Annotated in this window: 29 protein-coding genes; 12 read left to right on the top strand and 17 right to left on the bottom strand. The window is 34.4% G+C overall.

The genetic code is table 11. The features are described 5' to 3' along the window. The first annotated feature begins 66 nt into the window (after positions 1 to 66). The 3 genes from ACQH6S_RS08955 to ACQH6S_RS08965 are packed head-to-tail and all read left to right on the top strand — an operon-like array spanning position 67 to position 2,626. Positions 67 to 1,107 (top strand): rod shape-determining protein, encoded by a 1,041-nt coding sequence (locus tag ACQH6S_RS08955; protein ID WP_094649281.1) that lies wholly within the window; start codon positions 67 to 69, stop codon positions 1,105 to 1,107. 3 nt (positions 1,108 to 1,110) lie between these two features. Next, entirely contained in the window at positions 1,111 to 1,947 is an 837-nt protein-coding gene (gene mreC, locus ACQH6S_RS08960; protein WP_341748699.1) for a rod shape-determining protein MreC, read from the top strand. Positions 1,948 to 1,966: 19 nt separating this feature from the next. Next, positions 1,967 to 2,626: a 7-carboxy-7-deazaguanine synthase QueE gene (locus ACQH6S_RS08965; protein WP_425360126.1), complete on the top strand. Its 660-nt coding sequence runs from the start codon at positions 1,967 to 1,969 to the stop codon at positions 2,624 to 2,626. 519 nt (positions 2,627 to 3,145) lie between these two features. Here ACQH6S_RS08965 and ACQH6S_RS08970 read toward each other — a convergent pair. The 10 genes from ACQH6S_RS08970 to ACQH6S_RS09015 all read right to left on the bottom strand — a co-directional run bounded on the left by ACQH6S_RS08970 (position 3,146) and on the right by ACQH6S_RS09015 (position 13,458). Continuing rightward, positions 3,146 to 3,448, bottom strand: a complete 303-nt coding sequence (locus tag ACQH6S_RS08970) for a hypothetical protein (protein ID WP_425360125.1) — start codon at positions 3,446 to 3,448, stop codon at positions 3,146 to 3,148. A gap of 327 nt (positions 3,449 to 3,775) precedes the next feature. Continuing rightward, entirely contained in the window at positions 3,776 to 4,114 is a 339-nt protein-coding gene (locus ACQH6S_RS08975) for a hypothetical protein (RefSeq protein ID WP_425360124.1), read from the bottom strand. A 15-nt stretch (positions 4,115 to 4,129) separates the two neighbouring features. Continuing rightward, entirely contained in the window at positions 4,130 to 5,140 is a 1,011-nt protein-coding gene (locus tag ACQH6S_RS08980; RefSeq protein ID WP_425364544.1) for a DNA cytosine methyltransferase, read from the bottom strand. Positions 5,141 to 5,201: 61 nt separating this feature from the next. Beyond that, complete coding sequence (locus ACQH6S_RS08985) at positions 5,202 to 6,974, bottom strand: ABC transporter ATP-binding protein (RefSeq protein ID WP_341748694.1); 1,773 nt, start codon at positions 6,972 to 6,974, stop codon at positions 5,202 to 5,204. Positions 6,975 to 7,380: 406 nt separating this feature from the next. Continuing rightward, positions 7,381 to 8,196 carry an exodeoxyribonuclease III gene (xth, locus tag ACQH6S_RS08990; protein WP_425360122.1) on the bottom strand — a complete coding sequence of 272 codons (816 nt, stop codon included), beginning with the start codon at positions 8,194 to 8,196 and terminating at the stop codon, positions 7,381 to 7,383. A 49-nt stretch (positions 8,197 to 8,245) separates the two neighbouring features. Beyond that, positions 8,246 to 9,241: a GTPase ObgE gene (gene obgE / locus ACQH6S_RS08995; protein WP_094649319.1), complete on the bottom strand. Its 996-nt coding sequence runs from the start codon at positions 9,239 to 9,241 to the stop codon at positions 8,246 to 8,248. A gap of 230 nt (positions 9,242 to 9,471) precedes the next feature. Continuing rightward, positions 9,472 to 9,612: a hypothetical protein gene (locus ACQH6S_RS09000; RefSeq protein WP_425360121.1), complete on the bottom strand. Its 141-nt coding sequence runs from the start codon at positions 9,610 to 9,612 to the stop codon at positions 9,472 to 9,474. A 15-nt stretch (positions 9,613 to 9,627) separates the two neighbouring features. Beyond that, a complete protein-coding gene (locus ACQH6S_RS09005) occupies positions 9,628 to 11,475 on the bottom strand; it encodes an AAA family ATPase (protein ID WP_425364545.1) in 1,848 nt (615 codons plus the stop codon). An 88-nt stretch (positions 11,476 to 11,563) separates the two neighbouring features. Then, the gene (locus ACQH6S_RS09010; RefSeq protein ID WP_425360118.1) at positions 11,564 to 12,274 is read right to left on the bottom strand and encodes a class II aldolase/adducin family protein; all 711 of its coding nucleotides are present in this window, start codon (positions 12,272 to 12,274) and stop codon (positions 11,564 to 11,566) included. Between the two features lie 14 nt (positions 12,275 to 12,288). Then, positions 12,289 to 13,458, bottom strand: coding sequence for a mechanosensitive ion channel family protein (locus tag ACQH6S_RS09015; RefSeq protein WP_239832673.1), 1,170 nt, complete (start codon positions 13,456 to 13,458; stop codon positions 12,289 to 12,291). 892 nt (positions 13,459 to 14,350) lie between these two features. On the opposite strand from ACQH6S_RS09015, the gene ACQH6S_RS09020 reads away from it, so the two are divergent. The 5 genes from ACQH6S_RS09020 (at position 14,351) to ACQH6S_RS09040 (ending at position 18,456) form a co-directional block, all read left to right on the top strand. After that, a complete protein-coding gene (locus ACQH6S_RS09020) occupies positions 14,351 to 14,704 on the top strand; it encodes a hypothetical protein (RefSeq protein WP_425364546.1) in 354 nt (117 codons plus the stop codon). 98 nt (positions 14,705 to 14,802) lie between these two features. After that, on the top strand, positions 14,803 to 15,654 hold the full coding sequence (locus ACQH6S_RS09025) for an IS5 family transposase (RefSeq protein WP_425364547.1): 852 nt from the start codon (positions 14,803 to 14,805) through the stop codon (positions 15,652 to 15,654). A gap of 64 nt (positions 15,655 to 15,718) precedes the next feature. Continuing rightward, the gene (locus ACQH6S_RS09030; RefSeq protein ID WP_094649552.1) at positions 15,719 to 16,699 is read left to right on the top strand and encodes an IS5 family transposase; all 981 of its coding nucleotides are present in this window, start codon (positions 15,719 to 15,721) and stop codon (positions 16,697 to 16,699) included. A gap of 237 nt (positions 16,700 to 16,936) precedes the next feature. Next, positions 16,937 to 17,917 carry an IS5 family transposase gene (locus tag ACQH6S_RS09035; protein ID WP_094649552.1) on the top strand — a complete coding sequence of 327 codons (981 nt, stop codon included), beginning with the start codon at positions 16,937 to 16,939 and terminating at the stop codon, positions 17,915 to 17,917. Positions 17,918 to 18,018: 101 nt separating this feature from the next. Further along, complete coding sequence (locus ACQH6S_RS09040; protein ID WP_425364723.1) at positions 18,019 to 18,456, top strand: transposase; 438 nt, start codon at positions 18,019 to 18,021, stop codon at positions 18,454 to 18,456. Here the strand turns inward: ACQH6S_RS09040 and ACQH6S_RS09045 are convergent. Genes ACQH6S_RS09045 through ACQH6S_RS09070 form a run of 6 tightly spaced genes read right to left on the bottom strand, consistent with a single transcriptional unit; the run spans position 18,367 to position 21,020 of the window. Continuing rightward, positions 18,367 to 18,957, bottom strand: a complete 591-nt coding sequence (locus tag ACQH6S_RS09045) for an IS630 family transposase (RefSeq protein WP_425364548.1) — start codon at positions 18,955 to 18,957, stop codon at positions 18,367 to 18,369. The two genes, ACQH6S_RS09040 and ACQH6S_RS09045, sit on opposite strands and share 90 nt — an antisense overlap. Next, entirely contained in the window at positions 18,921 to 19,292 is a 372-nt protein-coding gene (locus ACQH6S_RS09050; RefSeq protein WP_425364376.1) for an IS630 transposase-related protein, read from the bottom strand. Before ACQH6S_RS09050 ends, ACQH6S_RS09045 begins: the two co-directional genes overlap by 37 nt. 8 nt (positions 19,293 to 19,300) lie before the next feature. Next, a complete protein-coding gene (locus ACQH6S_RS09055; RefSeq protein WP_425364549.1) occupies positions 19,301 to 19,432 on the bottom strand; it encodes a hypothetical protein in 132 nt (43 codons plus the stop codon). Between the two features lie 40 nt (positions 19,433 to 19,472). After that, positions 19,473 to 19,709: a hypothetical protein gene (locus ACQH6S_RS09060; RefSeq protein ID WP_425364550.1), complete on the bottom strand. Its 237-nt coding sequence runs from the start codon at positions 19,707 to 19,709 to the stop codon at positions 19,473 to 19,475. A 3-nt stretch (positions 19,710 to 19,712) separates the two neighbouring features. Continuing rightward, entirely contained in the window at positions 19,713 to 20,036 is a 324-nt protein-coding gene (locus ACQH6S_RS09065) for a hypothetical protein (protein WP_425364551.1), read from the bottom strand. Between the two features lie 3 nt (positions 20,037 to 20,039). Continuing rightward, a complete protein-coding gene (locus tag ACQH6S_RS09070) occupies positions 20,040 to 21,020 on the bottom strand; it encodes an IS5 family transposase (RefSeq protein WP_094649552.1) in 981 nt (326 codons plus the stop codon). Positions 21,021 to 21,145: 125 nt separating this feature from the next. Here ACQH6S_RS09070 and ACQH6S_RS09075 point away from each other — a divergent pair, with 125 nt between their 5' ends. Together ACQH6S_RS09075 and ACQH6S_RS09080 are read left to right on the top strand one after the other, a co-directional pair. Next, positions 21,146 to 21,781: an IS5 family transposase gene (locus ACQH6S_RS09075; RefSeq protein ID WP_425364552.1), complete on the top strand. Its 636-nt coding sequence runs from the start codon at positions 21,146 to 21,148 to the stop codon at positions 21,779 to 21,781. Between the two features lie 64 nt (positions 21,782 to 21,845). Next, positions 21,846 to 22,826, top strand: coding sequence for an IS5 family transposase (locus ACQH6S_RS09080; protein WP_094649552.1), 981 nt, complete (start codon positions 21,846 to 21,848; stop codon positions 22,824 to 22,826). Positions 22,827 to 22,864: 38 nt separating this feature from the next. Here the strand turns inward: ACQH6S_RS09080 and ACQH6S_RS09085 are convergent, their stop codons facing one another. Then, positions 22,865 to 23,092 (bottom strand): transposase, encoded by a 228-nt coding sequence (locus ACQH6S_RS09085; RefSeq protein WP_425364553.1) that lies wholly within the window; start codon positions 23,090 to 23,092, stop codon positions 22,865 to 22,867. A 146-nt stretch (positions 23,093 to 23,238) separates the two neighbouring features. Here ACQH6S_RS09085 and ACQH6S_RS09090 point away from each other — a divergent pair, with 146 nt between their 5' ends. Both ACQH6S_RS09090 and ACQH6S_RS09095 read left to right on the top strand, forming a co-directional pair. Then, positions 23,239 to 23,886: an IS3 family transposase gene (locus ACQH6S_RS09090; RefSeq protein WP_425364554.1), complete on the top strand. Its 648-nt coding sequence runs from the start codon at positions 23,239 to 23,241 to the stop codon at positions 23,884 to 23,886. Positions 23,887 to 23,996: 110 nt separating this feature from the next. After that, positions 23,997 to 24,908 carry a Tn3 family transposase gene (locus ACQH6S_RS09095; RefSeq protein ID WP_425360859.1) on the top strand — a complete coding sequence of 304 codons (912 nt, stop codon included), beginning with the start codon at positions 23,997 to 23,999 and terminating at the stop codon, positions 24,906 to 24,908. Positions 24,909 to 25,180 lie beyond the last annotated feature (272 nt).

Below are 25,180 nucleotides of genomic sequence, written 5' to 3' on the forward strand. Positions count from 1 at the left end.
TCAAATGTATTTAATCTTGAGGATTGATATAAGATGGTTAGAACTTAAGACTTTGGAGAAATAAAAATGCTAACAAAATTTTTCAGTAGATTTGCAAGTGATATGGCAATAGATCTTGGTACTGCTAATACTTTAGTGTATGTCAAAGGCAAAGGAATCGTATTAAACGAACCTTCTGTAGTTGCATTGATTAAAGTGGATGGAGCATTTAAACCATATGCATTTGGTCATGAAGCAAAAAATATGTTAGGACGCACCCCAGCCGATATTGAAGCTAAGAGACCACTAAAAGATGGGGTTATAGCTGATTTTAAGGGGGCTGAGGAGATGATAAAGCATTTTATCAGAACAGTACATAGTCGCCGCTCATTTACTGGTCCAATGATTATAATTTGTGTACCCTCAGGTTCTACACCCGTTGAACGTAGAGCCATCCAAGAAGCAGCGGAGAGTGCAGGTGGTAGAGATGTGTATCTTATAGAGGAACCTATGGCAGCAGCAATCGGTGCTGGCTTACCAGTAACAGAAGCAACTGGTTCAATGATTGTTGATGTAGGTGGTGGAACAACAGAAGTAGCCGTCCTATCATTAGGCGGTATTGTATATGCTAGATCAGTGCGGGTTGGTGGTGATAAAATGGATGAGTCTATTATTTCTTACATTAGAAGGCATTATAATTTGCTAATCGGTGAAGCTACAGCAGAAAAAATTAAAAAGCAGATTGGTGCTGCTTATGTAGACGATAGTTTAGAACCAAGAGTAATGGAAATTAAAGGGCGGGATTTAATTCATGGCATCCCTAAAGAAATGCTACTAAACGAAAAACAAATTGCTGATAGTCTAATTGAACCAGTCAGCCAAATTGTCGACGCAGTAAAAGTAGCGTTGGAATGCACCCCTCCTGAACTTTCATCGGATATTGTAGATAAGGGGATTGTTATGACTGGTGGTGGGGCATTACTTCGAAACCTAGATCATGTTCTAAAAGAAGCAACTAAATTACCGGTAATTGTTGCTGAACAGGCTTTATCATGCGTAGCTCTTGGCACAGGAAAAGTATTAGAAGATTTTCAAAAATTAAAGCATGTGTTATTTAAACAAGATTAACAAATGGCATTACTAGCAAATAGAATAAAGAATCCTAGTAGAATAGCAGGGTTAGCTAAATTTATACTTGTCACCGCAAAACGTGGTTTGATTTTATTTTTTACCATAGCTTCGCTTTACTTATTTATTGCTACTCCAAAAAGACTCTCTTCTATGTCTCTTGAAATCGTTGGACATGTTATGTTTAGTGGCTTGCTAATTCATGAAAATGTATTTAAACAAATTAACCTAATAACCCAAAATTTTATTTATTTACGGGACTTAGCAAGAGAAAATATTGAATTACAATTAGAGGTGGCAAGATTAAGAAGCTTGCAGAGTGATATATATTTAATCCAATCTGAAAATAGAGAGCTAAAACAACTATTATCAGTTATAGAAGAAGAGCAATATAGCTATGTTAGTGCTAAATTGTTAAGCGTCTCATTAAATCCCTTCAGTAAAACTGCTTTACTGTCAGCTGGGGCAAAACATGGTGTGGCAATTGATCAAATAGTTACCAACAGTGAAGGATTAGTTGGACGAGTAATACAGGTAAGCAACAATTATTCTAAGATAATTTTAGTTAATGACGTGAATTCTAGAATTCCGATCACTACAACCTCTTCAAAAGAGAAAGGTATAATGAGTGGCTATGGTAACGGTAGTAAAATACTCTATTTACCAAAAAACCACTTAGTGCAAAAAGGTGAGAAAGTTATAACCTCTGGTTATGGAAATATTTATCCTTATGGCATAACAGTTGGTTACGTAAACAAAGCAAATTCAGAAAATGTTCTTGTAAAACCTATAGTTGACTTATCTAAAACTAAGTTTGTCAGCATATTACTTCCACAATGAATCTTTTATACTATATTTTATGTTTGGACAAAATCCCAAAAGGGCAGCAATATTTAATGACGGGACTAGCCTAGAGATTAAAAGTATCTTTAAGACTATTCAGGGAGAAGGTCCTTTTGTTGGTATGCCTGCTGTCTTTATTAGGCTTGGTGGATGCAATCTAGCTTGTAATTTTTGCGATACCGACTTTGAAGATTTTAATATATTGACTATTAATAATATTATCGAAGAAGTCCAAAGATTTACGATTAATGTCAAATTAGTGGTTATAACTGGAGGTGAGCCTTTTCGTCAACCTATAGAATTATTGTGTCATAAATTAATAAATTTGGATTATATAGTGCAAATAGAAACTAATGGCACGTTATATCGTGAGATTCCAGATAAAGTACATATAGTTTGCTCACCCAAAGCTGCAAAAAATGGTTATTCCTTATTGCGAAATGATTTACTATCTCGCATTAATGCCATAAAATTCTTAGTAGCTAAAAATATACCAGAATATTCTAACATACCTGAAGTCGGGCAAAGTAAATATAATATACCAGTATTTATTCAGCCTATGGATCAAAACAACCCATTGCTAAATAAAGAGAATGAACAACTAGCTATTGATTTGGCACTTAAGTACGGTTATCGCCTTTCTATACAAGTCCATAAGATTTTGAGTATTGATTAGGTTACTAAATAAAGCTACCAATATAGTTGTCAAAGTTTTTTATTTTTATACTTATAGTAATACTGAATTATAGAAAAAATAAACCAAAAAAATAGTGAGTAAAGGGTATCGTATAATACATCCTTGCTAAAGAAAAGTTCATAAAAACCTATATTATGCTCAATTAGATATTGTATCGTTTGAAACAAGATAGTCATATATAACGTCATCCTGATTGTATATAACAGACATTGATCCCACTTAAACATAATTAACCTCAGCATTAAACATAAGCAATAAACCAGTTATGCTTGCATAGCTAACCCGAATACATTACTACGCCTCCTTGCATAAGCGTCAGTTTAAAAAAACAATAATTGAGAAACCGTCATTGCGAGAAGACCGTAAGGTCACGAAGCAATCCAAAAAAGTGATTAGAAATGGATTGCCACGCCACCTAAGGTGGCTCGCAACGACGATTTTTCTACTTTATTTTCTTAAACTAATGCCTATGCACCTTCTCGCAATGATGTTTAGTTATTAATGGAAATCTAAATGATCAAATATCTTCCCATGGTGACCTATTATTAGCATACTATCTTCATAGATTACCATAGCTACCGGATATTTTAGTGCAGTAGTTTCAGCAACATTAGTTAAATATCCTTTTGCAGGGATTTTAACGTTAAGATTAGTAAGGGCTAATGGCGAATCTACAACATTGTCGTCTATATCAAAACAATTAATTTTCTTAGGCTCTGGCTTTTTAGGTTGCCTTGCCTTAGCTTTCTCTATACCTTGTACAGTTTTTTTTACCTTTTCCATAATTCTCTTAACAGACATAATTAAACCTCCAAATTGTATAAATTGATGAGCTTTGTAAAAAATTCTTTATATAGTCAATTCAGGAAAATTTGGGGCTAGGAGCGACGACGCCCCCAACTTCTCATCAATTGACTATAACAATCAATATATCAAAAATTCTCTTATATAACAAGAATATTTTTCTATAAAACAAAACTTTTTATTTACTATATATAACAATCTAAAATTTTATTTATTTACAGGAGTTAGCAAGAGAAAATATTGAACTACAATTAGAGGTGGTAAGATTAAGAATTAATAAAAAAGCTTCGGCGACTTCTTTTGGTGATATTTTTCCCTTGTAGTCTAATATATATGGATAAGTTGTTCAAGAGAACGAGTTAGCCAACCACTTTCAGACATTGATGGAAATTCATATTTTCTTAAAAATGGAGTAACATATTTTGTATCAAAGCTTCTACCAGAATATCCATTTTGCATATTTGATTGATGGTACCTAACATCTTGAGAAGGATGAAAATACTTGTATACTACACTTGTAATGAGAACTGTTAGCACCCCCTTACTACGCTCTGAATTATCTAATATAATATCCAATCTACTTTTAATACTATCTTCTATAAAGAAGTCAGACTCAACTGAAACTTTTTCCAAGAAAGTAGCTAATTCTTTTCCATATTCCATAATAAACTCAATAAATCACAGTAATTGTTCAACTATAGCTTCTCCTATAATTCTTACCTTTGGAATACATACAGAATTTCCAACTTGTTTATATAACTCAGATATTGAAGATTTTAGTTTATAGTCTTCAGGAAATCCCATAATTTTAAAACACTCATTTATTGTTAGTTTTCTTACACGTCCATTATTAAGTAATATCCAATAACGCCCCGAAGTTTCTTGCGATGATAATGTTGGGTGCGTACCTTCAATTGAATATATTCTGTTTGGTTGTTTGTGAACTCTAGATAAATGCTCAGTTCCCTCCCTAACTCCTTTATTTCTTATCTTTTTATTCCTATATCCACAAAATATTAAACCACTTTGTTGTCTAGTTGGATTCTCTATAATTTTATATTCATCTGATTCTAGAAATTCAAAATCCCCTTCTTGATCCAAAATATCATGAATTTTTATAGTTTTTTGTTTTTTAAGCTTAGAAAAATCAAACTTACCATTTAAACTTGCAATAATAATTAATCTTTCTCTATTTTGTGGAACTCCAAAATTTTTTGCATTTAGTATATTGTAAGAAATATTATAGCCTATCTTATTAAGGTTTGATACGATGTGTTGCAACGTTTCACCATTGTTATGATGTAATAAATGCTTCACATTTTCTAGCATCACAACTTTAGGCTTTGAATGATTTACAATATTAAATATCGATTCAATTACACTTGCACGTTCATCTTTTAATCCCATTTTTTTACCTGAAATACTAAAGGGTTGGCAAGGAAATCCTGCACATAAAACATCACACTCCGGTATATCATTTGGATATATTGTTTTGATATCTCCAGCTGGAATTTCACCAAAATTTTCTTGATACATTTTTTGGCAATGTTCATTTATTTCGCATGAAAAAAGACACTTTCCACCTATTGACTGCAACGCAATCCTAAATCCTCCGATCCCAGCAAATAAATCAATGAAAGAAAATTTGTACATTTGTAAATCAGTTTTTATAAACTTTATATTAAACAACTTAACCACAATCTCAATCTTAAAATCATAGTAGTATATTTATTTTTCTATATTAACCTTATCACTTCTCGGCCTCTCCTAATTCTTTATGATATAATTTATAATATTCGGCTTTATTTTCTATAAGCTGTGAGTGAGTTCCTTGCTCAAATATCATACCAGATTTCATAACAACTATGTGATCAACATCCTTAATACTCGATAAACGATGGGTGACAATTAAGGTAGTCTTACCTTTACGAAGATTTACTAAAGAATTTAAAATTAATCGCTCAGAATTTTGGTCTAACGAACTTGTTGCCTCATCCCAAACTAAAATTGCTGCTGGCTTCAAAAAGGCTCTAGCTATCGCTAAACGTTGACGCTGCCCACCTGAAAGCGTTGAACCTTGATTACCAATCATCGTATCATAACCGAATGGGAGCTGTGAAATAAATTCATCAGCATCAGCATATTTTGCCGCAGTAATAATTTCACTGCGGGTGGCATCTGGGTTACCATAAGCAATATTTTCTGCAACGCTAGTGTCAAATAATGTAGTATCTTGCGTTACTAAAGAGATTTGCCGTCTTAAAGAGTCAATTTTTATATCTTTAATATCGTAATCATCAATTAAAATTTGCCCGCTAGTTGGGTTATAAAATCTTACTAATAAATTAGCTAATGAAGTTTTGCCGCTACCAGAACGTCCTATAACAGCTGTAGTCTTTCCTTGCATTAATTGTAAATTCAGATGCTTTAAAGCTACTTTATTATTAAATTTTAGCTCTACATTGTTAAAAACTACTGATGGATTAACTAACGGAACAGTTAGAGCATTTACACTATCTTTAATAACAGGCTCAGTATCTAGAATATTAAATATTCTTCTTGTCGCAGCAATTCCCTCTTGTAGGTTGATATTTAAAGACACCAAACTCTTAAAAGGTCTATACGCTGTGATAAAGGCTGTAATAAAAGCAAAAAGTGCTCCTGGAGTAGTCTCTCCTTCTATGACTAACAATCCACCATACCAAATAAGCCCACCAACTGTTATACCACTTAATATTTCCATAAGCGGTGAGATCAGTGCATCCAATTTGGCAGTTTTTTTTAGAAAACGTAAAATATTGCTGGAAATCAATAAAGCTCGATTGCTTTCAATTTTCTCTCCTAAGAAAGACTTAACAATTTTAATTGACCCAAAAGTCTCATCTAACCTTGAAGTATAATTAGCTAATTCCTCTTGAGCTTGACCGGATATTTTGCGAATTTTCCGTCCTAATTGTTGTGTTGGATAAATTGCTGCTGGAAATGCCATAAATACAATACAAGATAGCTTAGGTTCTAACCTAAACATCACTATGATCAGACCTAGTACTGTTAAAAAATGTTTGGCACAACATACCAGTATATTCGATACTGCACCACGCATCATCGAAATATCGTTAGTAAAACGTGATATTAAACGCCCCGATGATTGAGACTGAATAAATAGAATATCAGCAAATAATAAATGTTCATACATTTTAATTTGCAAATCAGTTAAAATTCTCTGACCAACAAATTTAATTAAATAACTTGAATAATATTCAGCAATACCTTTAATAGTAAATGTTAGTACTACCATTAACGGTAAAAATAATAACATTTGACGATGATGTGTTAAAAATATTTGGTCAATGGTTGGTTGGACTAATTCAACAATATAAGCATTACAGCAAGCGTTAACTACCATAAACAATACTGCTATCCCAATCTGTTTTAGATATGGTCTTATATGGTCAACTATTAGCCTTCTTACAGTGCTATAGGCATTATAGTCATAATTTATTAGGTTATGTTTTTTTGGCAAAATTCTCTCCTTCTGTTTGGTAATTTGTTATATAGTTAAGCCAAATAGTATTTGCCCATTTGTTCCAACAGAAAAGTTGTTATTCCCGCGTAGGCGGGAATCTGGATACCTGCTTACGCAGGTATGACAGTAAGTTAACTAAATTCTGCAAAAAAATTTGATTATCGCCTATTACTTATAGGCGTCGCTCCATCGCTCCTAGTACTACAGTTGTAGTTTAGATGTGAGCATTCACGATTTTTTTGTGATGAATAAAAAAACCTGATCACCAAGCGTCATTGCGAGGAGACCGTAAGGTCAACGAAGCAATCCATTTCTAATCACTTTCCTGGATTGCTTCGTCGGTCTGGCAACCTCCTCGCAATGACATCTTATACTTTAATCTTTTTTCCGTGAACACTCACATTCAATCTACAACTGTAGTACTAGCCCCAAATTCTCCTGAATTGACGATAGCAACAACGGGTATATGATCAGAAGGTTTAACTTTAGCTCGTAAATTATAATACATGTAGCAATTATCTAAATAATCGGCAACATTGCTCGAGGCAAGTATCATATCAATACGCATACCTTTATTTTGCTCAAAACAACCTGCTCTATAATCCCACCAAGAAAATTCTTGTTTAGTAGGGTTTGATAATCTATATAAATCTTCAAACCCAGAATTTAGAATAATTCTCAATCGTTGTTTTTCTTCATTAGTAAAACAAGTAGTATTTTGTAACTCCTTTGCTGAGTATACATCAATATCAAAAGGAGCAATGTTAAAATCTCCTCCAATTATTATCTTAGTATCAAGAGATTTCTTGGCTTGTAAATAATTAGTTAAATCGTCATAAAATCTTAATTTCATTTCAAATTTATCACTACCTACCAATGAACCGTTAGGGGCATATAATGAAGTAATGCTACAAAAACCTATTGGGGTTTGTACAGTGATTTCTATCAGTCGTGCTTGATCTAGACAATTAATGGTAGGGAAGTCTTTTATTACTTCATCAGCTGGAAATTTTGATAAAATAGCAACGCCATTATAGGATTTTTGACCATGTACATATAAGTTATACGCCAAATCCGATAGCTCATCAAAAGGAAATTTCTCAGTCTCACACTTTATTTCTTGTAGTAAAACAATGTCGGGATCTACTTCTGTTAAAAAGTCACGTAAATGTTGTAGTCTCATTCTTATCGAATTAATATTCCAAGTCGCTATTTTCATTGAAGATTCTTCATTTAGATTTTGTTCACAATGTCTAACAAGATTAATTTTATAGTCTGGTACTTTTTATGTTTTCAAGAGCTTTTTTTATTATCATATTCAATCCACTTCTTGTATAGGCAGAAACTACAAAAATTTCTTCACTAGTAATTTTTTGTAACTCGGTAATTTTTTCCTGAACTTCTTCCTCTGACAAAACATCGCACTTATTTAAACAGATTATTTCTGTCTTATTTTTTAATAAGTTTGAATATGATTCAAGCTCATTCCTAATAGTTTGATAATCAGCCAATAAATTATCACTTGTTGCTGATATCAGATGAATCAATAAATTACACCTCTCAATATGTTTTAGGAACTTATCACCAAGCCCATGTCCCAAATGGGCTCCTTCTATTAAGCCTGGGATGTCAGCTATCACAAATTCTTCATCATCCACATAAACAACCCCAAGATTTGGGCTTAGTGTAGTAAATGGATAATCAGCAATTTTAGGCTTGGCTGATGTCGTTGCTGCAAGAAAAGTGGATTTTCCTGCATTAGGTAAACCTATAAGACCAACATCTGAAAGTAGTTTGAGCTGTAAATTTACCCACATTTCTTCTCCTACGATACCTTCAGTTCTACGTCGCGGAGCTTGATTAATGGATGACTTAAAATGGCTATTACCAAGCCCCCCTTTTCCCCCCTTAATTATTTCAAAAATTTGTTCATCTGCAGTAAAATCATATAGTAAAATATCATTATGTTCAGTAAATATTTGTGTTCCAACTGGTACTTGTAAGAGTAAAGCGGGTTTAGATTTACCAGTTCGGTTTGACCCTTTACCATTTTCACCATTATCTGCTTTAAAATGTAGTTTATACCTAAAATTTACTAAAGTATTAAGGTGAGAATTGCTCTTGAAAATAATGCTACCACCACGACCACCATCTCCACCGTCAGGTCCTCCCATATCAATATATTTCTCTCGATGGAAACTAACTGCTCCATCACCACCATTACCCGCTTTTAAATATATTTTAGCTTCATCAATAAAATTCATAATTTATTATTTTACGTTATTAAGAGTTGAGTATCATACTCTACATTTTCAAGATATAAGGTCTAATTTACTATGTGGAAAAATAATAGCATTTCTGGAAGACGATACTATGTAATGTCAAGCCACCAAGGTTAGAAGATAGTTTCGCTCTAACCTCAGGAGCTTTCCGAAAAACAAAAAACAGACTCTAACTTTATGCCTTCCTTGATTAAAAATCAATAAAAAACTACTTAATATACAATAAAAAATACCAATAACACCATTATAGTCAATTGATGAGAAGTTGGTGACGTTGTCGCTCTCCTATTACATATAGGCGTCGCTCCATCGCTCCTGCTACCCAATTCCCCTGAATTGACTATATCTACCAACTTCTTCTCAATTAACTATATTTGGTATTCTAGTGCCACTTCCTTACCGCAAAAAGCCATAGATATTTTGATGATTTTTTGAACATGGGAGTGTTCTTTTATTTTAGCCTCATATTTTTTTTTCACGATTTGATCTAACCCTTCTTTGGCAACAGATTCTAAAATATCAGGAGATTTACATATTTTATATTCAATAATAATAGCATTGTCACTTTTACCTATCTTGGGTAGTAGCACAATATCCGCCCTACCGCTACCAGTCTCTCTTTCACTGTCTATTATGTAGTCGGAAGCTAAGGTATTAATCAAACCTAGCATAAAACCACTATAAAATAGCTCGGCTTTTTTCTCACCAGTTTGATAAAAACTAGTAGCGTTTAGTAATAATTCTTGCAACCTTTCTTTAAACTGTTCTATTTTACCTGCCGGCAGCAAAGTAGCAAAAGAATAATATCGAGAGTGATCGATTTGTAACTGATCAGTTACCCATTGGAGCATTCTGGCATTATATATATATCGTACCTCTTTATTTGGTACCGACAATTCGTAAATATCTTCTTCTGGTTTTTTAGCAACAGGGTTTAAATAACCGCTAAATAACAACAAGCTAAATAATCCTACTGGCTTGTTGATATCAGCAAAACTAATTTGTTTGACAATCGGTGAGATAATAGCCTTGCCGGCAGCTAAGCTCTGTAAATCTTCCTGCATTCCATCTGACAATAATGCTTTATCAACAAGAGACGTCCCCCCACTATCAAGCCAATAATGATCAAGTTTGCCTCTAGTATCTAAGCATAACATAATTGACCATGGATTATAAATTACCTCACCACCAAAACTATAGCCATTATACCAAGCTTTAATTTTTTCAGGACTTGTGTCAAGTGGTACTTTGGTTAATAACTCATCAACTTCTGCTTGAGTAAAGCCATAAAACTCAGCAAATTTTTCATCTAGCAGAGTATATTCACGAACATTATTCAAATCCGAAAATAAATTAGCTTTAGCAACTCGTAATATACCAGTAATTACCCCTTTTTCTAAATAAGGATTAGTTTTTAAACTACTGCCAAACATCCCGCGAAACATTTCAAGTACCTGTTCAAACTCTTCTGGTTTGTTACCAAACTTAATGTATGAACTATTGATCGGCGTATCGTATTCATCGATTAATATGTAAACTTTTTGACCAAAATGTTTGTACAATACTTCACTCAAAACCCGTAAACTATCTTTTAAGTCTTCCTTATCAAGCTTTCCTGTAAAATATCGATTTAACTTTTCCTTTTGTGCCTCATCTAGTAATTTTTCATCTGTTGTTATATAACGCTTTAAATATCGATGGTTTGTAAACAAATTAGTTACTTGATTTTTTATTCCATTCTCAGTTTCTTGGTAGTTACTGCCTTTAACATCCTTAAAATTTATGGAAATCACCGGAAATTGACCTTGATGCTCAGATATTACATCTGAGTACTGAGCTATTTTCAACTTCTTAAGTAACTTCTTTCTACCTGTTACTAGTCCTAAATCTACTTCCCCCCCGATAAATAGCTTACTATTTACTCTATCCTCTTCAGGTAAAGGCTTACCTCTCTCATCCACCTCTATTTCAAAAAATTTATGGAGCATGTTCATATTCAAGCTCTTACCCCAACGCCTTGGTCTAGTGATCAGGATAACCTTACCACTATCTTCTAGCAATTCTTTTACCATTAGGCTTTTATCAACAAAGACATCACTATTAATTAGTAGGTCATAGAATTCATCAGTACCTACCCTCATTCTCGGTGGTTTATTGTTATCTTTAACAATATTAGTTTTTTTGGTTGATATATTATCAAAAAGTTCTACTGTCATATTAATTTCACTATATTATAAAATATATTCATCCTCAGTTAAACTGGCTATTTAATTTTAAGAGTGTCGCTTTCTCACCATAAACCTGTTAAAAATTTTTCCTAGCCTTCTTGAGCAAATTAAGCCAAGCTATCCAGTCACGTTTGCCTAAATCTTCCTCAAATGACAATAAATCTTGCACTGATTTCTTGCAAGTTTCTGGAGATGGTATGATTAACTCTTGATTTGTTGAACATGCTAAACATTGGGTTTTACATGCTTGCTCTAAATGATAAGTATAAAACATCGCTTCATGTATTGTCCTGCCACAGGCTAATATTCCGTGATTACGTAGAAACATAACATAATTCTGCCCAAGATCGTCTAGTATTTTACTAGTTTGATTGGAGGTCAGTATAAGAGAGTTATACTCATGATAAGATAGTTTTTGATAAAAATGTAGTGCCCACTGACTTATTGGCATCAATCCTACTCGCATAGATGATACAGCAACAATTGCTGGAGTATGCAGATGAAAGATAGATAAAATATCCGACCTTTCTTTGTATATATTACCGTGAGTAACGTAGCCGGTTTTACTATAATTATATTCATTGCCCTTTATAATTGTTCCATCTAAACTAACTTGCAGTAAATTATCGCTAGTTACTTCCTCAAACCTTAACCCAAAAGGATAAATATAGTAATAGTCAGCTCCTTTAGGTCTTGCAGATAGATGGGTATATGTATGATCATCGAAGCCCAGAATTGCAAGAATTTGGTAGGCAGAAGCTAAATTAAATTTGGTTTCTAAAGTCATTATTATATCCAGTTTTAATTATTACTATTTTGAAATATTTTTAATTTGAGATCAGGTAGCACCGCCATCAAATGATCAAAAATATCTGATTGGATATCTTCAAATAGCCCCTTTCTCGTTTCATGGGTAAAGACACATAACTCTATTGGCAGACCATTAGGGGTTGGAGTCAACTGACGCACCAGAAAGGTAAAATTTTGTTGATAGATCATCGGGTGATTTTTCAAATATTCTTTTATATATAGCCTAAATATCTTGATATTTGTTACATAATCATCTAGCTGTTTCAAATCCACTTTATCCATTACTTCCTTTAGCAAATATGGTGATTTTTTTAACTCTTGTATAAATGCTATAGTCGAAACCGACAAAATACTGTTTATGTCAATACAGATTGCTCCCTGAATCCTTTTTGCCATTGAGTCAGTTATACCACGTGAGTTCACTACATTAGTCGTTAAAAGACTAGATGTCGGTATTGTTGAAATAGTCTGATCATTATTCCTAATTTTAACTAATGTAATAGTAATTTTCTCTACGGTACCTTCAACATTATACTGACTAATACTAACAAAATCACCAATTCGTATTATATCTTGCGAAATTAGTTGTAAGCTTGCTAGCAAAGCCACAACCGTATCCTTAAATAGAAAGGTTAACAACGCTGCTGCTGCTCCCAAGCTAGTAAAAAATGCACTAAGAGAAACATTCAAAATGCTGGAAATAATGATAATGGTAGCAACCGAGATAATAAGTATCTTTAATATTTGAGTGTATAAACTTAAATATGATTGGATGGAAATTGTCAGTCTGCTTCGATAAATATCCGCAAAAGCATCGATAAGAGATAGGATTAGCATTGTAACAAAGCTACCTGTATAGAGTATTATCGCAACATTCTTGATGCTAATCATCCAAGATAAAGTAGGAAATGTCTGTAAGATATTATCCCAAAATATAAGGTATAAAGCTAGTAATGTATGTAATAAATATGTGTATATAGAATATTTTTTAAATATTTTCTGATAATCAGGATGCCATTGATTAATATAGTTTTTGAGCATTGAAAATATTATTGTCTTAATAAAAATAATCAATGGAATGATTGAAACTATCATAATTATTAACATTAAAATTTCTTGATTGCCTTTATGATAAAGATCCAATAAATATTGTACTAGCATATAAACTAACCTTTCTGATGGCTATTACGTTAACGATAAATAACATTAATTCGGGACAAGAATAATTGTTTTTATCTACCCAATTTGTATAATATACACCAATTATAATGTACACTAAGTATTATTGTGAATATTTTATAAAAAATATTCACACCCTTCTCGTAATGACCTATGAGGCTTACAACATCCCCCACGTCATTGTGCATAAGCGTTAGTTTAAGAAAACAATAATTGAAAAACCGTCATTGCGAGGAGTGCTAAAGCACGACGAAGCAATCTAATGAATGTGGATTGCTTCGACCATGTAATGGTCTCGCTAATAGCGTTTTGTACTTTTCTGCAACTTTTTAAATTGCCATGGTTATATAAATAAATTAATAATTTAATTATCTTAAAATAATCTACGTACCTATATATTGACATAAGATAGTAACTATGATACATATAATACAATTAAAAATATTGTATTAATATTATATATAGTATTTTAAACTTGATATATAACATCTCAATGCTATGCCACGGCTTCGTTGTCATTGCCGCGGTTTTTTTGTCATTCCCGCGTAGGCGGGAATCTGGTTTAGACCCCGCACCGAAGCAGGGGTGACATTAAGAGTTAGCAGGGGTGGCATATTATAAATAACTCACCTTACGCATGGCATTTAAAAGTCATATAGAAAATAGCTTGGCGTCATTGCGAGAAAGACCGTAGGTCGACGAAGCAATCCAGAAAAGTAACCAAAGATGGATTGCCACGACCTACTTGCGTGGTCTCGCAATGACAGAAAACCTATCTGAAACCCGCTTTACCTTCTAACTTTCAACAGTTGTGGGGTTTATGCGTAAGGTGAGTAAATAACAAATTATTTTTTTAATAAGAATAGGTTAAATTATGGTTAAAAAACAAAAATTCTTAAAAAATTTGCTGACCAGCGTGTCAGTCGCCTCTGTTGTAGCAAGCATAGGGGGAAGCAGCGTGGCTTTGGGTGATTTTGACATTGATCCTACTAATGCTGGTAATATGAATGTCATTCTTACTGGCGTTTTGGCTAATGCTGGTGGCTCGGCAATTTTTAATGCGAATAATCTTATCCTTACAATTGATGGAGCATCCCCTGCTGAAATAGAGGGTATAATAGTTACAAATGTTGGTGCTAGCACTGTAATAGGTAATAATATTACTATAGGGACTATAGCAGCTAACGGAAATGTTATGACTGCCACAATTAATGGCTTTGTTGCATGAATCGGAATTTGGAGTAAATCGAGTTTTTGAATAAATAAAAAAAGCAGTGGAAATAGTAAAGTTAAGGAGTTAAGATATCCTCTTTTTTTAAGGTAAATATGCCGAACAAACACCAATATCCTTATCGTCATAAATTTGCCCGAGCTAAATACAAAATCAGTAATTCACGTGAGTACGATCAATCATTAAAAAATCGTGGTAGTCTAATAATTTGGTTTTCAGGGGAAGCGGTAGCAAAATGGAATAATCCCGTATCCGTACATAAGAAGCGGGGCGGTCAAGCGATCTATTCCGATCTTGCTATTGAGACATGCGTGAGGCTTGGATTAGTATACAAACAGCATTTACGGCAAACCGAAGGTTTTGTAGAATCAATTATAAAACTGCTGAATCTCGAGCTCAAAACGCCTGATTATACTACTATTTCAAGAAGAACAAAAAAACTTAAAGTGTCACGGCACCGTAGGGCAAATCGTGATCCTGTAACGCTTTGCGTCGATAGTACCGGTATAAAGATTTACGGCGAGCAGGAGTGGCAGGAAGAAAAATACGCACTGAAAGCAAGGAAATCGTGGAGAAAGCTTCATATCGCTGTTGATGAAAACGGATATATTGCAAGCTCTGAATTAACGACTCACAATATTAGTGATTGTGCTACGATAGGCACATTACTTGAGGAAATTGATAGTCCAATAGATACCGTACTAGCTGACGGAGCATATGACCAACCCTCTACATACAAAGCATTAATCGCCCATCAGAATCAACATGGTAATGAAATTCCTATAAAAGCAGTAGTACCGCCAAACTTAGGGTTCAGAGCAGAAATGCCCGATGACTCTAAATTAAGATTAGACAATATTCGTCTTATGGAACAAGGACGAAAGCGATGGCAAAAACAGGCTTTGTTGCATGAATCGGAATTTGGAGTAAATCGAGTTTTTGAATAAATAAAAAAAGCAGTGGAAATAGTAAAGTTAAGGAGTTAAGATATCCTCTTTTTTTAAGGTAAATATGCCGAACAAACACCAATATCCTTATCGTCATAAATTTGCCCGAGCTAAATACAAAATCAGTAATTCACGTGAGTACGATCAATCATTAAAAAATCGTGGTAGTCTAATAATTTGGTTTTCAGGGGAAGCGGTAGCAAAATGGAATAATCCCGTATCCGTACATAAGAAGCGGGGCGGTCAAGCGATCTATTCCGATCTTGCTATTGAGACATGCGTGAGGCTTGGATTAGTATACAAACAGCATTTACGGCAAACCGAAGGTTTTGTAGAATCAATTATAAAACTGCTGAATCTCGAGCTCAAAACGCCTGATTATACTACTATTTCAAGAAGAACAAAAAAACTTAAAGTGTCACGGCACCGTAGGGCAAATCGTGATCCTGTAACGCTTTGCGTCGATAGTACCGGTATAAAGATTTACGGCGAGCAGGAGTGGCAGGAAGAAAAATACGCACTGAAAGCAAGGAAATCGTGGAGAAAGCTTCATATCGCTGTTGATGAAAACGGATATATTGCAAGCTCTGAATTAACGACTCACAATATTAGTGATTGTGCTACGATAGGCACATTACTTGAGGAAATTGATAGTCCAATAGATACCGTACTAGCTGACGGAGCATATGACCAACCCTCTACATACAAAGCATTAATCGCCCATCAGAATCAACATGGTAATGAAATTCCTATAAAAGCAGTAGTACCGCCAAACTTAGGGTTCAGAGCAGAAATGCCCGATGACTCTAAATTAAGATTAGACAATATTCGTCTTATGGAACAAGGACGAAAGCGATGGCAAAAACATACCAACTACGGCAGGCGAGCCAAAGCAGAAAACGCTATCTACCGTTACAAATCAATTATAGGAAACAAATTAAAATCTAGAACTTTTTTAAACCAAAAAACCGAAAGTAAAGTAGCTGCTAATATTCTTAATATCATGACAAAACTCGGCATGCCGGATACCAAAAAATTTGCCTGATTTTTGACAAAAATTAAACAACACTTTCAAAATCTGATTCATGCAACAAAGCCGGTATATACCTCATCAATTATTGCCATGACCTTGAGATCTTGTTCACTAATTCCAATAGGTTTATAGTAATGGCTTTGTTGCATGAATCGGAATTTGGAGTAAATCGAGTTTTTGAATAAATAAAAAAAGCAGTGGAAATAGTAAAGTTAAGGAGTTAAGATATCCTCTTTTTTTAAGGTAAATATGCCGAACAAACACCAATATCCTTATCGTCATAAATTTGCCCGAGCTAAATACAAAATCAGTAATTCACGTGAGTACGATCAATCATTAAAAAATCGTGGTAGTCTAATAATTTGGTTTTCAGGGGAAGCGGTAGCAAAATGGAATAATCCCGTATCCGTACATAAGAAGCGGGGCGGTCAAGCGATCTATTCCGATCTTGCTATTGAGACATGCGTGAGGCTTGGATTAGTATACAAACAGCATTTACGGCAAACCGAAGGTTTTGTAGAATCAATTATAAAACTGCTGAATCTCGAGCTCAAAACGCCTGATTATACTACTATTTCAAGAAGAACAAAAAAACTTAAAGTGTCACGGCACCGTAGGGCAAATCGTGATCCTGTAACGCTTTGCGTCGATAGTACCGGTATAAAGATTTACGGCGAGCAGGAGTGGCAGGAAGAAAAATACGCACTGAAAGCAAGGAAATCGTGGAGAAAGCTTCATATCGCTGTTGATGAAAACGGATATATTGCAAGCTCTGAATTAACGACTCACAATATTAGTGATTGTGCTACGATAGGCACATTACTTGAGGAAATTGATAGTCCAATAGATACCGTACTAGCTGACGGAGCATATGACCAACCCTCTACATACAAAGCATTAATCGCCCATCAGAATCAACATGGTAATGAAATTCCTATAAAAGCAGTAGTACCGCCAAACTTAGGGTTCAGAGCAGAAATGCCCGATGACTCTAAATTAAGATTAGACAATATTCGTCTTATGGAACAAGGACGAAAGCGATGGCAAAAACATACCAACTACGGCAGGCGAGCCAAAGCAGAAAACGCTATCTACCGTTACAAATCAATTATAGGAAACAAATTAAAATCTAGAACTTTTTTAAACCAAAAAACCGAAAGTAAAGTAGCTGCTAATATTCTTAATATCATGACAAAACTCGGCATGCCGGATACCAAAAAATTTGCCTGATTTTTGACAAAAATTAAACAACACTTTCAAAATCTGATTCATGCAACAAAGCCGTTGATGAAAACGGATATATTGCAAGCTCTGAATTAACGACTCACAATATTAGTGATTGTGCTACGATAGGCACATTACTTGAGGAAATTGATAGTCCAATAGATACCGTACTAGCTGACGGAGCATATGACCAACCCTCTACATACAAAGCATTAATCGCCCATCAGAATCAACATGGTAATGAAATTCCTATAAAAGCAGTAGTACCGCCAAACTTAGGGTTCAGAGCAGAAATGCCCGATGACTCTAAATTAAGATTAGACAATATTCGTCTTATGGAACAAGGACGAAAGCGATGGCAAAAACATACCAACTACGGCAGGCGAGCCAAAGCAGAAAACGCTATCTACCGTTACAAATCAATTATAGGAAACAAATTAAAATCTAGAACTTTTTTAAACCAAAAAACCGAAAGTAAAGTAGCTGCTAATATTCTTAATATCATGACAAAACTCGGCATGCCGGATACCAAAAAATTTGCCTGATTTTTGACAAAAATTAAACAACACTTTCAAAATCTGATTCATGCAACAAAGCCGCTTCATATTAGCCCAAAATTTTTCTATTGGATTTAAGTCTGGAGAATATGGGGGTAAAAAAATAACTTCACAACCAACTGATTCTATTAGCTCTTTTGTCTTTTGAGATTTATGAAAACTAACGTTATCCATCACTACAACCTGTCCTGCTGTTAACTCTTTAATCAAAAATTTTTCAACCCAATTATTAAATAGTTCTGTATTACAAGTTTTATTAAAAACAAAAGGGGCTATTGGTTTGTTATTTACTAAACCAGCTATTATATTAGTCCTTTGATAATGCTTCCCACTCTTCTTGCCAATCAATAATTCTCCTATCTTACCCCAACCTCTATCTTGGCAAATTGTCATATCTATCCCACTTTCATCAAGATATACTATTTTATCTTTATCATATTTACTGATCTTTTCTAAATAATCAGATCGTTTCTCTGCACTTGCTTCCAAATAGCTAAAGGTTTTTTTTTATAACTAAATCCTAACTTTTTTAATATATTAGCTACTTGAGAACCTGTAATTCCAAAATTCTTACCAATTTCTTGTAGCTTACTATTAGGGTTATTTGTTACGAAATATTCCAATGCTTTTTTATCAATCTTACTTTTAAATCCTAGTCTAGCTCTTGCCAGCACTGTTCCTTCTTTTCTTCTCCTTACGTTCCAACGGCTAATTGTATTTTTATGTATAGCAAATATTCTAGCAGCAGATTCTTGACTATTACCTTTTTCTATATAATTTATTACTTTTTCTCTTAAATCTTGACTATATGGACTTGTTGACATTTTTTCCTTTATTTATACCACATCTTATCACCTAATTCAATTTGATTTACTATATCACGTAAACTAGGATAGCTAAGGGAATAATAAACTCTACTTTCTTTTGTAAGCTTTGTTGGTTGCATAATAGGGCTTTGTTGCATGAATCAGATTTTGAAAGTGTTGTTTAATTTTTGTCAAAAATCAGGCAAATTTTTTGGTATCCGGCATGCCGAGTTTTGTCATGATATTAAGAATATTAGCAGCTACTTTACTTTCGGTTTTTTGGTTTAAAAAAGTTCTAGATTTTAATTTGTTTCCTATAATTGATTTGTAACGGTAGATAGCGTTTTCTGCTTTGGCTCGCCTGCCGTAGTTGGTATGTTTTTGCGGCTTTGTTGCATGAATCAGATTTTGAAAGTGTTGTTTAATTTTTGTCAAAAATCAGGCAAATTTTTTGGTATCCGGCATGCCGAGTTTTGTCATGATATTAAGAATATTAGCAGCTACTTTACTTTCGGTTTTTTGGTTTAAAAAAGTTCTAGATTTTAATTTGTTTCCTATAATTGATTTGTAACGGTAGATAGCGTTTTCTGCTTTGGCTCGCCTGCCGTAGTTGGTATGTTTTTGCCATCGCTTTCGTCCTTGTTCCATAAGACGAATATTGTCTAATCTTAATTTAGAGTCATCGGGCATTTCTGCTCTGAACCCTAAGTTTGGCTTTGTTGCATGAATCAGATTTTGAAAGTGTTGTTTAATTTTTGTCAAAAATCAGGCAAATTTTTTGGTATCCGGCATGCCGAGTTTTGTCATGATATTAAGAATATTAGCAGCTACTTTACTTTCGGTTTTTTGGTTTAAAAAAGTTCTAGATTTTAATTTGTTTCCTATAATTGATTTGTAACGGTAGATAGCGTTTTCTGCTTTGGCTCGCCTGCCGTAGTTGGTATGTTTTTGCCATCGCTTTCGTCCTTGTTCCATAAGACGAATATTGTCTAATCTTAATTTAGAGTCATCGGGCATTTCTGCTCTGAACCCTAAGTTTGGCGGTACTACTGCTTTTATAGGAATTTCATTACCATGTTGATTCTGATGGGCGATTAATGCTTTGTATGTAGAGGGTTGGTCATATGCTCCGTCAGCTAGTACGGTATCTATTGGACTATCAATTTCCTCAAGTAATGTGCCTATCGTAGCACAATCACTAATATTGTGAGTCGTTAATTCAGAGCTTGCAATATATCCGTTTTCATCAACAGCGATATGAAGCTTTCTCCACGATTTCCTTGCTTTCAGTGCGTATTTTTCTTCCTGCCACTCCTGCTCGCCGTAAATCTTTATACCGGTACTATCGACGCAAAGCGTTACAGGATCACGATTTGCCCTACGGTGCCGTGACACTTTAAGTTTTTTTGTTCTTCTTGAAATAGTAGTATAATCAGGCGTTTTGAGCTCGAGATTCAGCAGTTTTATAATTGATTCTACAAAACCTTCGGTTTGCCGTAAATGCTGTTTGTATACTAATCCAAGCCTCACGCATGTCTCAATAGCAAGATCGGAATAGATCGCTTGACCGCCCCGCTTCTTATGTACGGATACGGGATTATTCCATTTTGCTACCGCTTCCCCTGAAAACCAAATTATTAGACTACCACGATTTTTTAATGATTGATCGTACTCACGTGAATTACTGATTTTGTATTTAGCTCGGGCAAATTTATGACGATAAGGATATTGGTGTTTGTTCGGCATATTTACCTTAAAAAAAGAGGATATCTTAACTCCTTAACTTTACTATTTCCACTGCTTTTTTTATTTATTCAAAAACTCGATTTACTCCAAATTCCGATTCATGCAACAAAGCCATTGAGACATGCGTGAGGCTTGGATTAGTATACAAACAGCATTTACGGCAAACCGAAGGTTTTGTAGAATCAATTATAAAACTGCTGAATCTCGAGCTCAAAACGCCTGATTATACTACTATTTCAAGAAGAACAAAAAAACTTAAAGTGTCACGGCACCGTAGGGCAAATCGTGATCCTGTAACGCTTTGCGTCGATAGTACCGGTATAAAGATTTACGGCGAGCAGGAGTGGCAGGAAGAAAAATACGCACTGAAAGCAAGGAAATCGTGGAGAAAGCTTCATATCGCTGTTGATGAAAACGGATATATTGCAAGCTCTGAATTAACGACTCACAATATTAGTGATTGTGCTACGATAGGCACATTACTTGAGGAAATTGATAGTCCAATAGATACCGTACTAGCTGACGGAGCATATGACCAACCCTCTACATACAAAGCATTAATCGCCCATCAGAATCAACATGGTAATGAAATTCCTATAAAAGCAGTAGTACCGCCAAACTTAGGGTTCAGAGCAGAAATGCCCGATGACTCTAAATTAAGATTAGACAATATTCGTCTTATGGAACAAGGACGAAAGCGATGGCAAAAACAGGCTTTGTTGCATGAATCGGAATTTGGAGTAAATCGAGTTTTTGAATAAATAAAAAAAGCAGTGGAAATAGTAAAGTTAAGGAGTTAAGATATCCTCTTTTTTTAAGGTAAATATGCCGAACAAACACCAATATCCTTATCGTCATAAATTTGCCCGAGCTAAATACAAAATCAGTAATTCACGTGAGTACGATCAATCATTAAAAAATCGTGGTAGTCTAATAATTTGGTTTTCAGGGGAAGCGGTAGCAAAATGGAATAATCCCGTATCCGTACATAAGAAGCGGGGCGGTCAAGCGATCTATTCCGATCTTGCTATTGAGACATGCGTGAGGCTTGGATTAGTATACAAACAGCATTTACGGCAAACCGAAGGTTTTGTAGAATCAATTATAAAACTGCTGAATCTCGAGCTCAAAACGCCTGATTATACTACTATTTCAAGAAGAACAAAAAAACTTAAAGTGTCACGGCACCGTAGGGCAAATCGTGATCCTGTAACGCTTTGCGTCGATAGTACCGGTATAAAGATTTACGGCGAGCAGGAGTGGCAGGAAGAAAAATACGCACTGAAAGCAAGGAAATCGTGGAGAAAGCTTCATATCGCTGTTGATGAAAACGGATATATTGCAAGCTCTGAATTAACGACTCACAATATTAGTGATTGTGCTACGATAGGCACATTACTTGAGGAAATTGATAGTCCAATAGATACCGTACTAGCTGACGGAGCATATGACCAACCCTCTACATACAAAGCATTAATCGCCCATCAGAATCAACATGGTAATGAAATTCCTATAAAAGCAGTAGTACCGCCAAACTTAGGGTTCAGAGCAGAAATGCCCGATGACTCTAAATTAAGATTAGACAATATTCGTCTTATGGAACAAGGACGAAAGCGATGGCAAAAACATACCAACTACGGCAGGCGAGCCAAAGCAGAAAACGCTATCTACCGTTACAAATCAATTATAGGAAACAAATTAAAATCTAGAACTTTTTTAAACCAAAAAACCGAAAGTAAAGTAGCTGCTAATATTCTTAATATCATGACAAAACTCGGCATGCCGGATACCAAAAAATTTGCCTGATTTTTGACAAAAATTAAACAACACTTTCAAAATCTGATTCATGCAACAAAGCCTGTCTCAATAGCAAGATCGGAATAGATCGCTTGACCGCCCCGCTTCTTATGTACGGATACGGGATTATTCCATTTTGCTACCGCTTCCCCTGAAAACCAAATTATTAGACTACCACGATTTTTTAATGATTGATCGTACTCACGTGAATTACTGATTTTGTATTTAGCTCGGGCAAATTTATGACGATAAGGATATTGGTGTTTGTTCGGCATATTTACCTTAAAAAAAGAGGATATCTTAACTCCTTAACTTTACTATTTCCACTGCTTTTTTTATTTATTCAAAAACTCGATTTACTCCAAATTCCGATTCATGCAACAAAGCCTATACCATGCATCCATATTATGGTATGCGGAGAATGGCTAAATACCTTCAAACAAAAGGCTTTGTAGTAGGTCGTAAAAGAGTAAGGTGCTACTACCAGATAATGGGGCTTGAAGCTGTTTATCCTAAAATGAATTTAAGTAAAAAGAATCAGGCACATAAGGTATATCCTTATCTACTCAAAGGCTTAGAGGTAACATACTCGAACCAAGTATGGTGTTCAGATATCACTTACGTAAGGCTGCAACAAGGGTTTGTTTATTTGGTAGCCATCATGGATTGGCACAGTCGTTATATACTTAGCTGGCGGGTATCAATTAGTTTAGAAAGCACTTTTTGTGTAGAAGCTCTTGAGGAAGCTATAGAAAAATATGGTGTACCAGAGATTTTTAACACGGACCAAGGTGTGCAATTTACCTCTGAGCAATTTATCTGTATTTTAAAACAATATAATATTCAGATAAGTATGGATGGCAAGGGTAGAGCTTTGGACAACGTGTTTATTGAGAGGTTTTGGCGTTCGCTGAAACAGGAAAAAGTTTATCGAATAATTTTAACAATTGTAAAGGAGGCAAAGACAGCAATTAACGAATATATGGACTTTTATAATAGACAAAGAATGCATCAAGCTTTAGATTATAAAACTCCAGAATGTGTATATTTTGAAAGAAATATTGTATAAAAACAACAATTTGATTTTTGAGAATTATATCTCAAATTATCTAAATTTTTGTCTAGACAAACGGGACCACCATAGTTGATGGGCAAAAATTTGAACTCGATACACCAAATATTAAAGCTAGATATTCCCGTAAGTATTTACGAGAAGGGCAAGGGGTTAGTGCCTATACTATTCTTGCAAATCATATACCTTTGCAATGTGAACTCATTGGTACACACGAACATGAGAGTTATTTTGTATTTGATATTTGGTACAATAACAGTTCAGAAATTACTCCAGAAGTGATTACTGGGGATATGCACAGTATAAACAAAGCAAATTTTGCCATTCTTAATTGGTTTGACGTACAATTAAAACCAAGATTTACCAGTTTGAATGACCAACTAAAAAATCTTTATTGTGGAAATGATATTAAGGAATATGCAAATTTCTTGATTAAACCCATTGCTCAAATTGATCGTCAGGTCATTGTCGAACAAAAGAACAATATTGACCAACTTGTGGTCACATTGGCATTAAAAGAGATGAACCAAGCTAATTTGATCAAAAAACTATGCCATCTACCACCAGAAAACAAGCTACGTAAAGCTGTTTTTGAACATGATAAATTAATACGGAGTATTTATACTTTGAAATACATGATGGATTCTAAATTACAAAGGGATGTACATAAATCACAGAATAGGATTGAGTCATATCACCAATTACGTGCTGCTATTGCAAAGGTTGGAGGGAAAAAACAATTATATGGCAAGACAGATATTGATGTCGAAATTAGTAATCAATGCGGTAGATTAGTTGCGTCTGCAATTATTTACTATAACTCTACTATTTTGTCTGGACTTCTTGACAAATACGAAAACCTTACCAACAACAAAAAATTTCTAACAACGATGAAGAAAATATCCCCCGTTGCTTGGTATCATCATATTCATTTTCTTGGTCAATATACTTTTCAAAATAAAAGTTATAATATCGACATAAACAAAATATTAGAAACTATTGATTTCAATTTTGTATAACTTGCTACTTAAATTAATAGAGCTAGAAGTAATAAACTTGTTAAACAGCAGAATACTCTGTGCTTAGATGATAATCTTATTTTTAATTGTTGTCAATATTCACCAATTCCTAAAAGTTAGAGCCTCAATCCCTTATTCTCATACCGAATACATAGCTTTTTCGGAAAAAAAATAGATTCTCCGTCACAACCCCTATCAGCAGTAGCACAAGCAGAACGTCTGAGGATTTTAGAGCGTACCAATGAGGGGCGACTTGAAGCAAAGCTCAAAGG

This window comes from Candidatus Tisiphia endosymbiont of Mystacides longicornis (assembly GCF_964031095.1).
Taxonomy (GTDB): Bacteria; Pseudomonadota; Alphaproteobacteria; order Rickettsiales; family Rickettsiaceae; genus Tisiphia.

What these genes read in the sequence shown, in the direction of transcription:
- ACQH6S_RS08955 (WP_094649281.1), top strand. Translation starts at nt 67, where the DNA reads ATGCTAACAAAATTTTTCAGTAGATTTGCAAGTGATATGGCAATAGAT.
- mreC (WP_341748699.1), top strand. Translation starts at nt 1,111, where the DNA reads ATGGCATTACTAGCAAATAGAATAAAGAATCCTAGTAGAATAGCAGGG.
- ACQH6S_RS08965 (WP_425360126.1), top strand. Translation starts at nt 1,967, where the DNA reads ATGTTTGGACAAAATCCCAAAAGGGCAGCAATATTTAATGACGGGACT.
- ACQH6S_RS08970 (WP_425360125.1), bottom strand. Translation starts at nt 3,448, where the DNA reads ATGTCTGTTAAGAGAATTATGGAAAAGGTAAAAAAAACTGTACAAGGT.
- ACQH6S_RS08975 (WP_425360124.1), bottom strand. Translation starts at nt 4,114, where the DNA reads ATGGAATATGGAAAAGAATTAGCTACTTTCTTGGAAAAAGTTTCAGTT.
- xth (WP_425360122.1), bottom strand. Translation starts at nt 8,196, where the DNA reads ATGAAAATAGCGACTTGGAATATTAATTCGATAAGAATGAGACTACAA.
- obgE (WP_094649319.1), bottom strand. Translation starts at nt 9,241, where the DNA reads ATGAATTTTATTGATGAAGCTAAAATATATTTAAAAGCGGGTAATGGT.
- ACQH6S_RS09005 (WP_425364545.1), bottom strand. Translation starts at nt 11,475, where the DNA reads ATGACAGTAGAACTTTTTGATAATATATCAACCAAAAAAACTAATATT.
- ACQH6S_RS09010 (WP_425360118.1), bottom strand. Translation starts at nt 12,274, where the DNA reads ATGACTTTAGAAACCAAATTTAATTTAGCTTCTGCCTACCAAATTCTT.
- ACQH6S_RS09015 (WP_239832673.1), bottom strand. Translation starts at nt 13,458, where the DNA reads ATGCTAGTACAATATTTATTGGATCTTTATCATAAAGGCAATCAAGAA.
- ACQH6S_RS09020 (WP_425364546.1), top strand. Translation starts at nt 14,351, where the DNA reads ATGGTTAAAAAACAAAAATTCTTAAAAAATTTGCTGACCAGCGTGTCA.
- ACQH6S_RS09025 (WP_425364547.1), top strand. Translation starts at nt 14,803, where the DNA reads ATGCCGAACAAACACCAATATCCTTATCGTCATAAATTTGCCCGAGCT.
- ACQH6S_RS09030 (WP_094649552.1), top strand. Translation starts at nt 15,719, where the DNA reads ATGCCGAACAAACACCAATATCCTTATCGTCATAAATTTGCCCGAGCT.
- ACQH6S_RS09035 (WP_094649552.1), top strand. Translation starts at nt 16,937, where the DNA reads ATGCCGAACAAACACCAATATCCTTATCGTCATAAATTTGCCCGAGCT.
- ACQH6S_RS09050 (WP_425364376.1), bottom strand. Translation starts at nt 19,292, where the DNA reads ATGTCAACAAGTCCATATAGTCAAGATTTAAGAGAAAAAGTAATAAAT.
- ACQH6S_RS09055 (WP_425364549.1), bottom strand. Translation starts at nt 19,432, where the DNA reads ATGCAACAAAGCCCTATTATGCAACCAACAAAGCTTACAAAAGAAAGT.
- ACQH6S_RS09070 (WP_094649552.1), bottom strand. Translation starts at nt 21,020, where the DNA reads ATGCCGAACAAACACCAATATCCTTATCGTCATAAATTTGCCCGAGCT.
- ACQH6S_RS09080 (WP_094649552.1), top strand. Translation starts at nt 21,846, where the DNA reads ATGCCGAACAAACACCAATATCCTTATCGTCATAAATTTGCCCGAGCT.
- ACQH6S_RS09085 (WP_425364553.1), bottom strand. Translation starts at nt 23,092, where the DNA reads ATGCCGAACAAACACCAATATCCTTATCGTCATAAATTTGCCCGAGCT.
- ACQH6S_RS09090 (WP_425364554.1), top strand. Translation starts at nt 23,239, where the DNA reads ATGGCTAAATACCTTCAAACAAAAGGCTTTGTAGTAGGTCGTAAAAGA.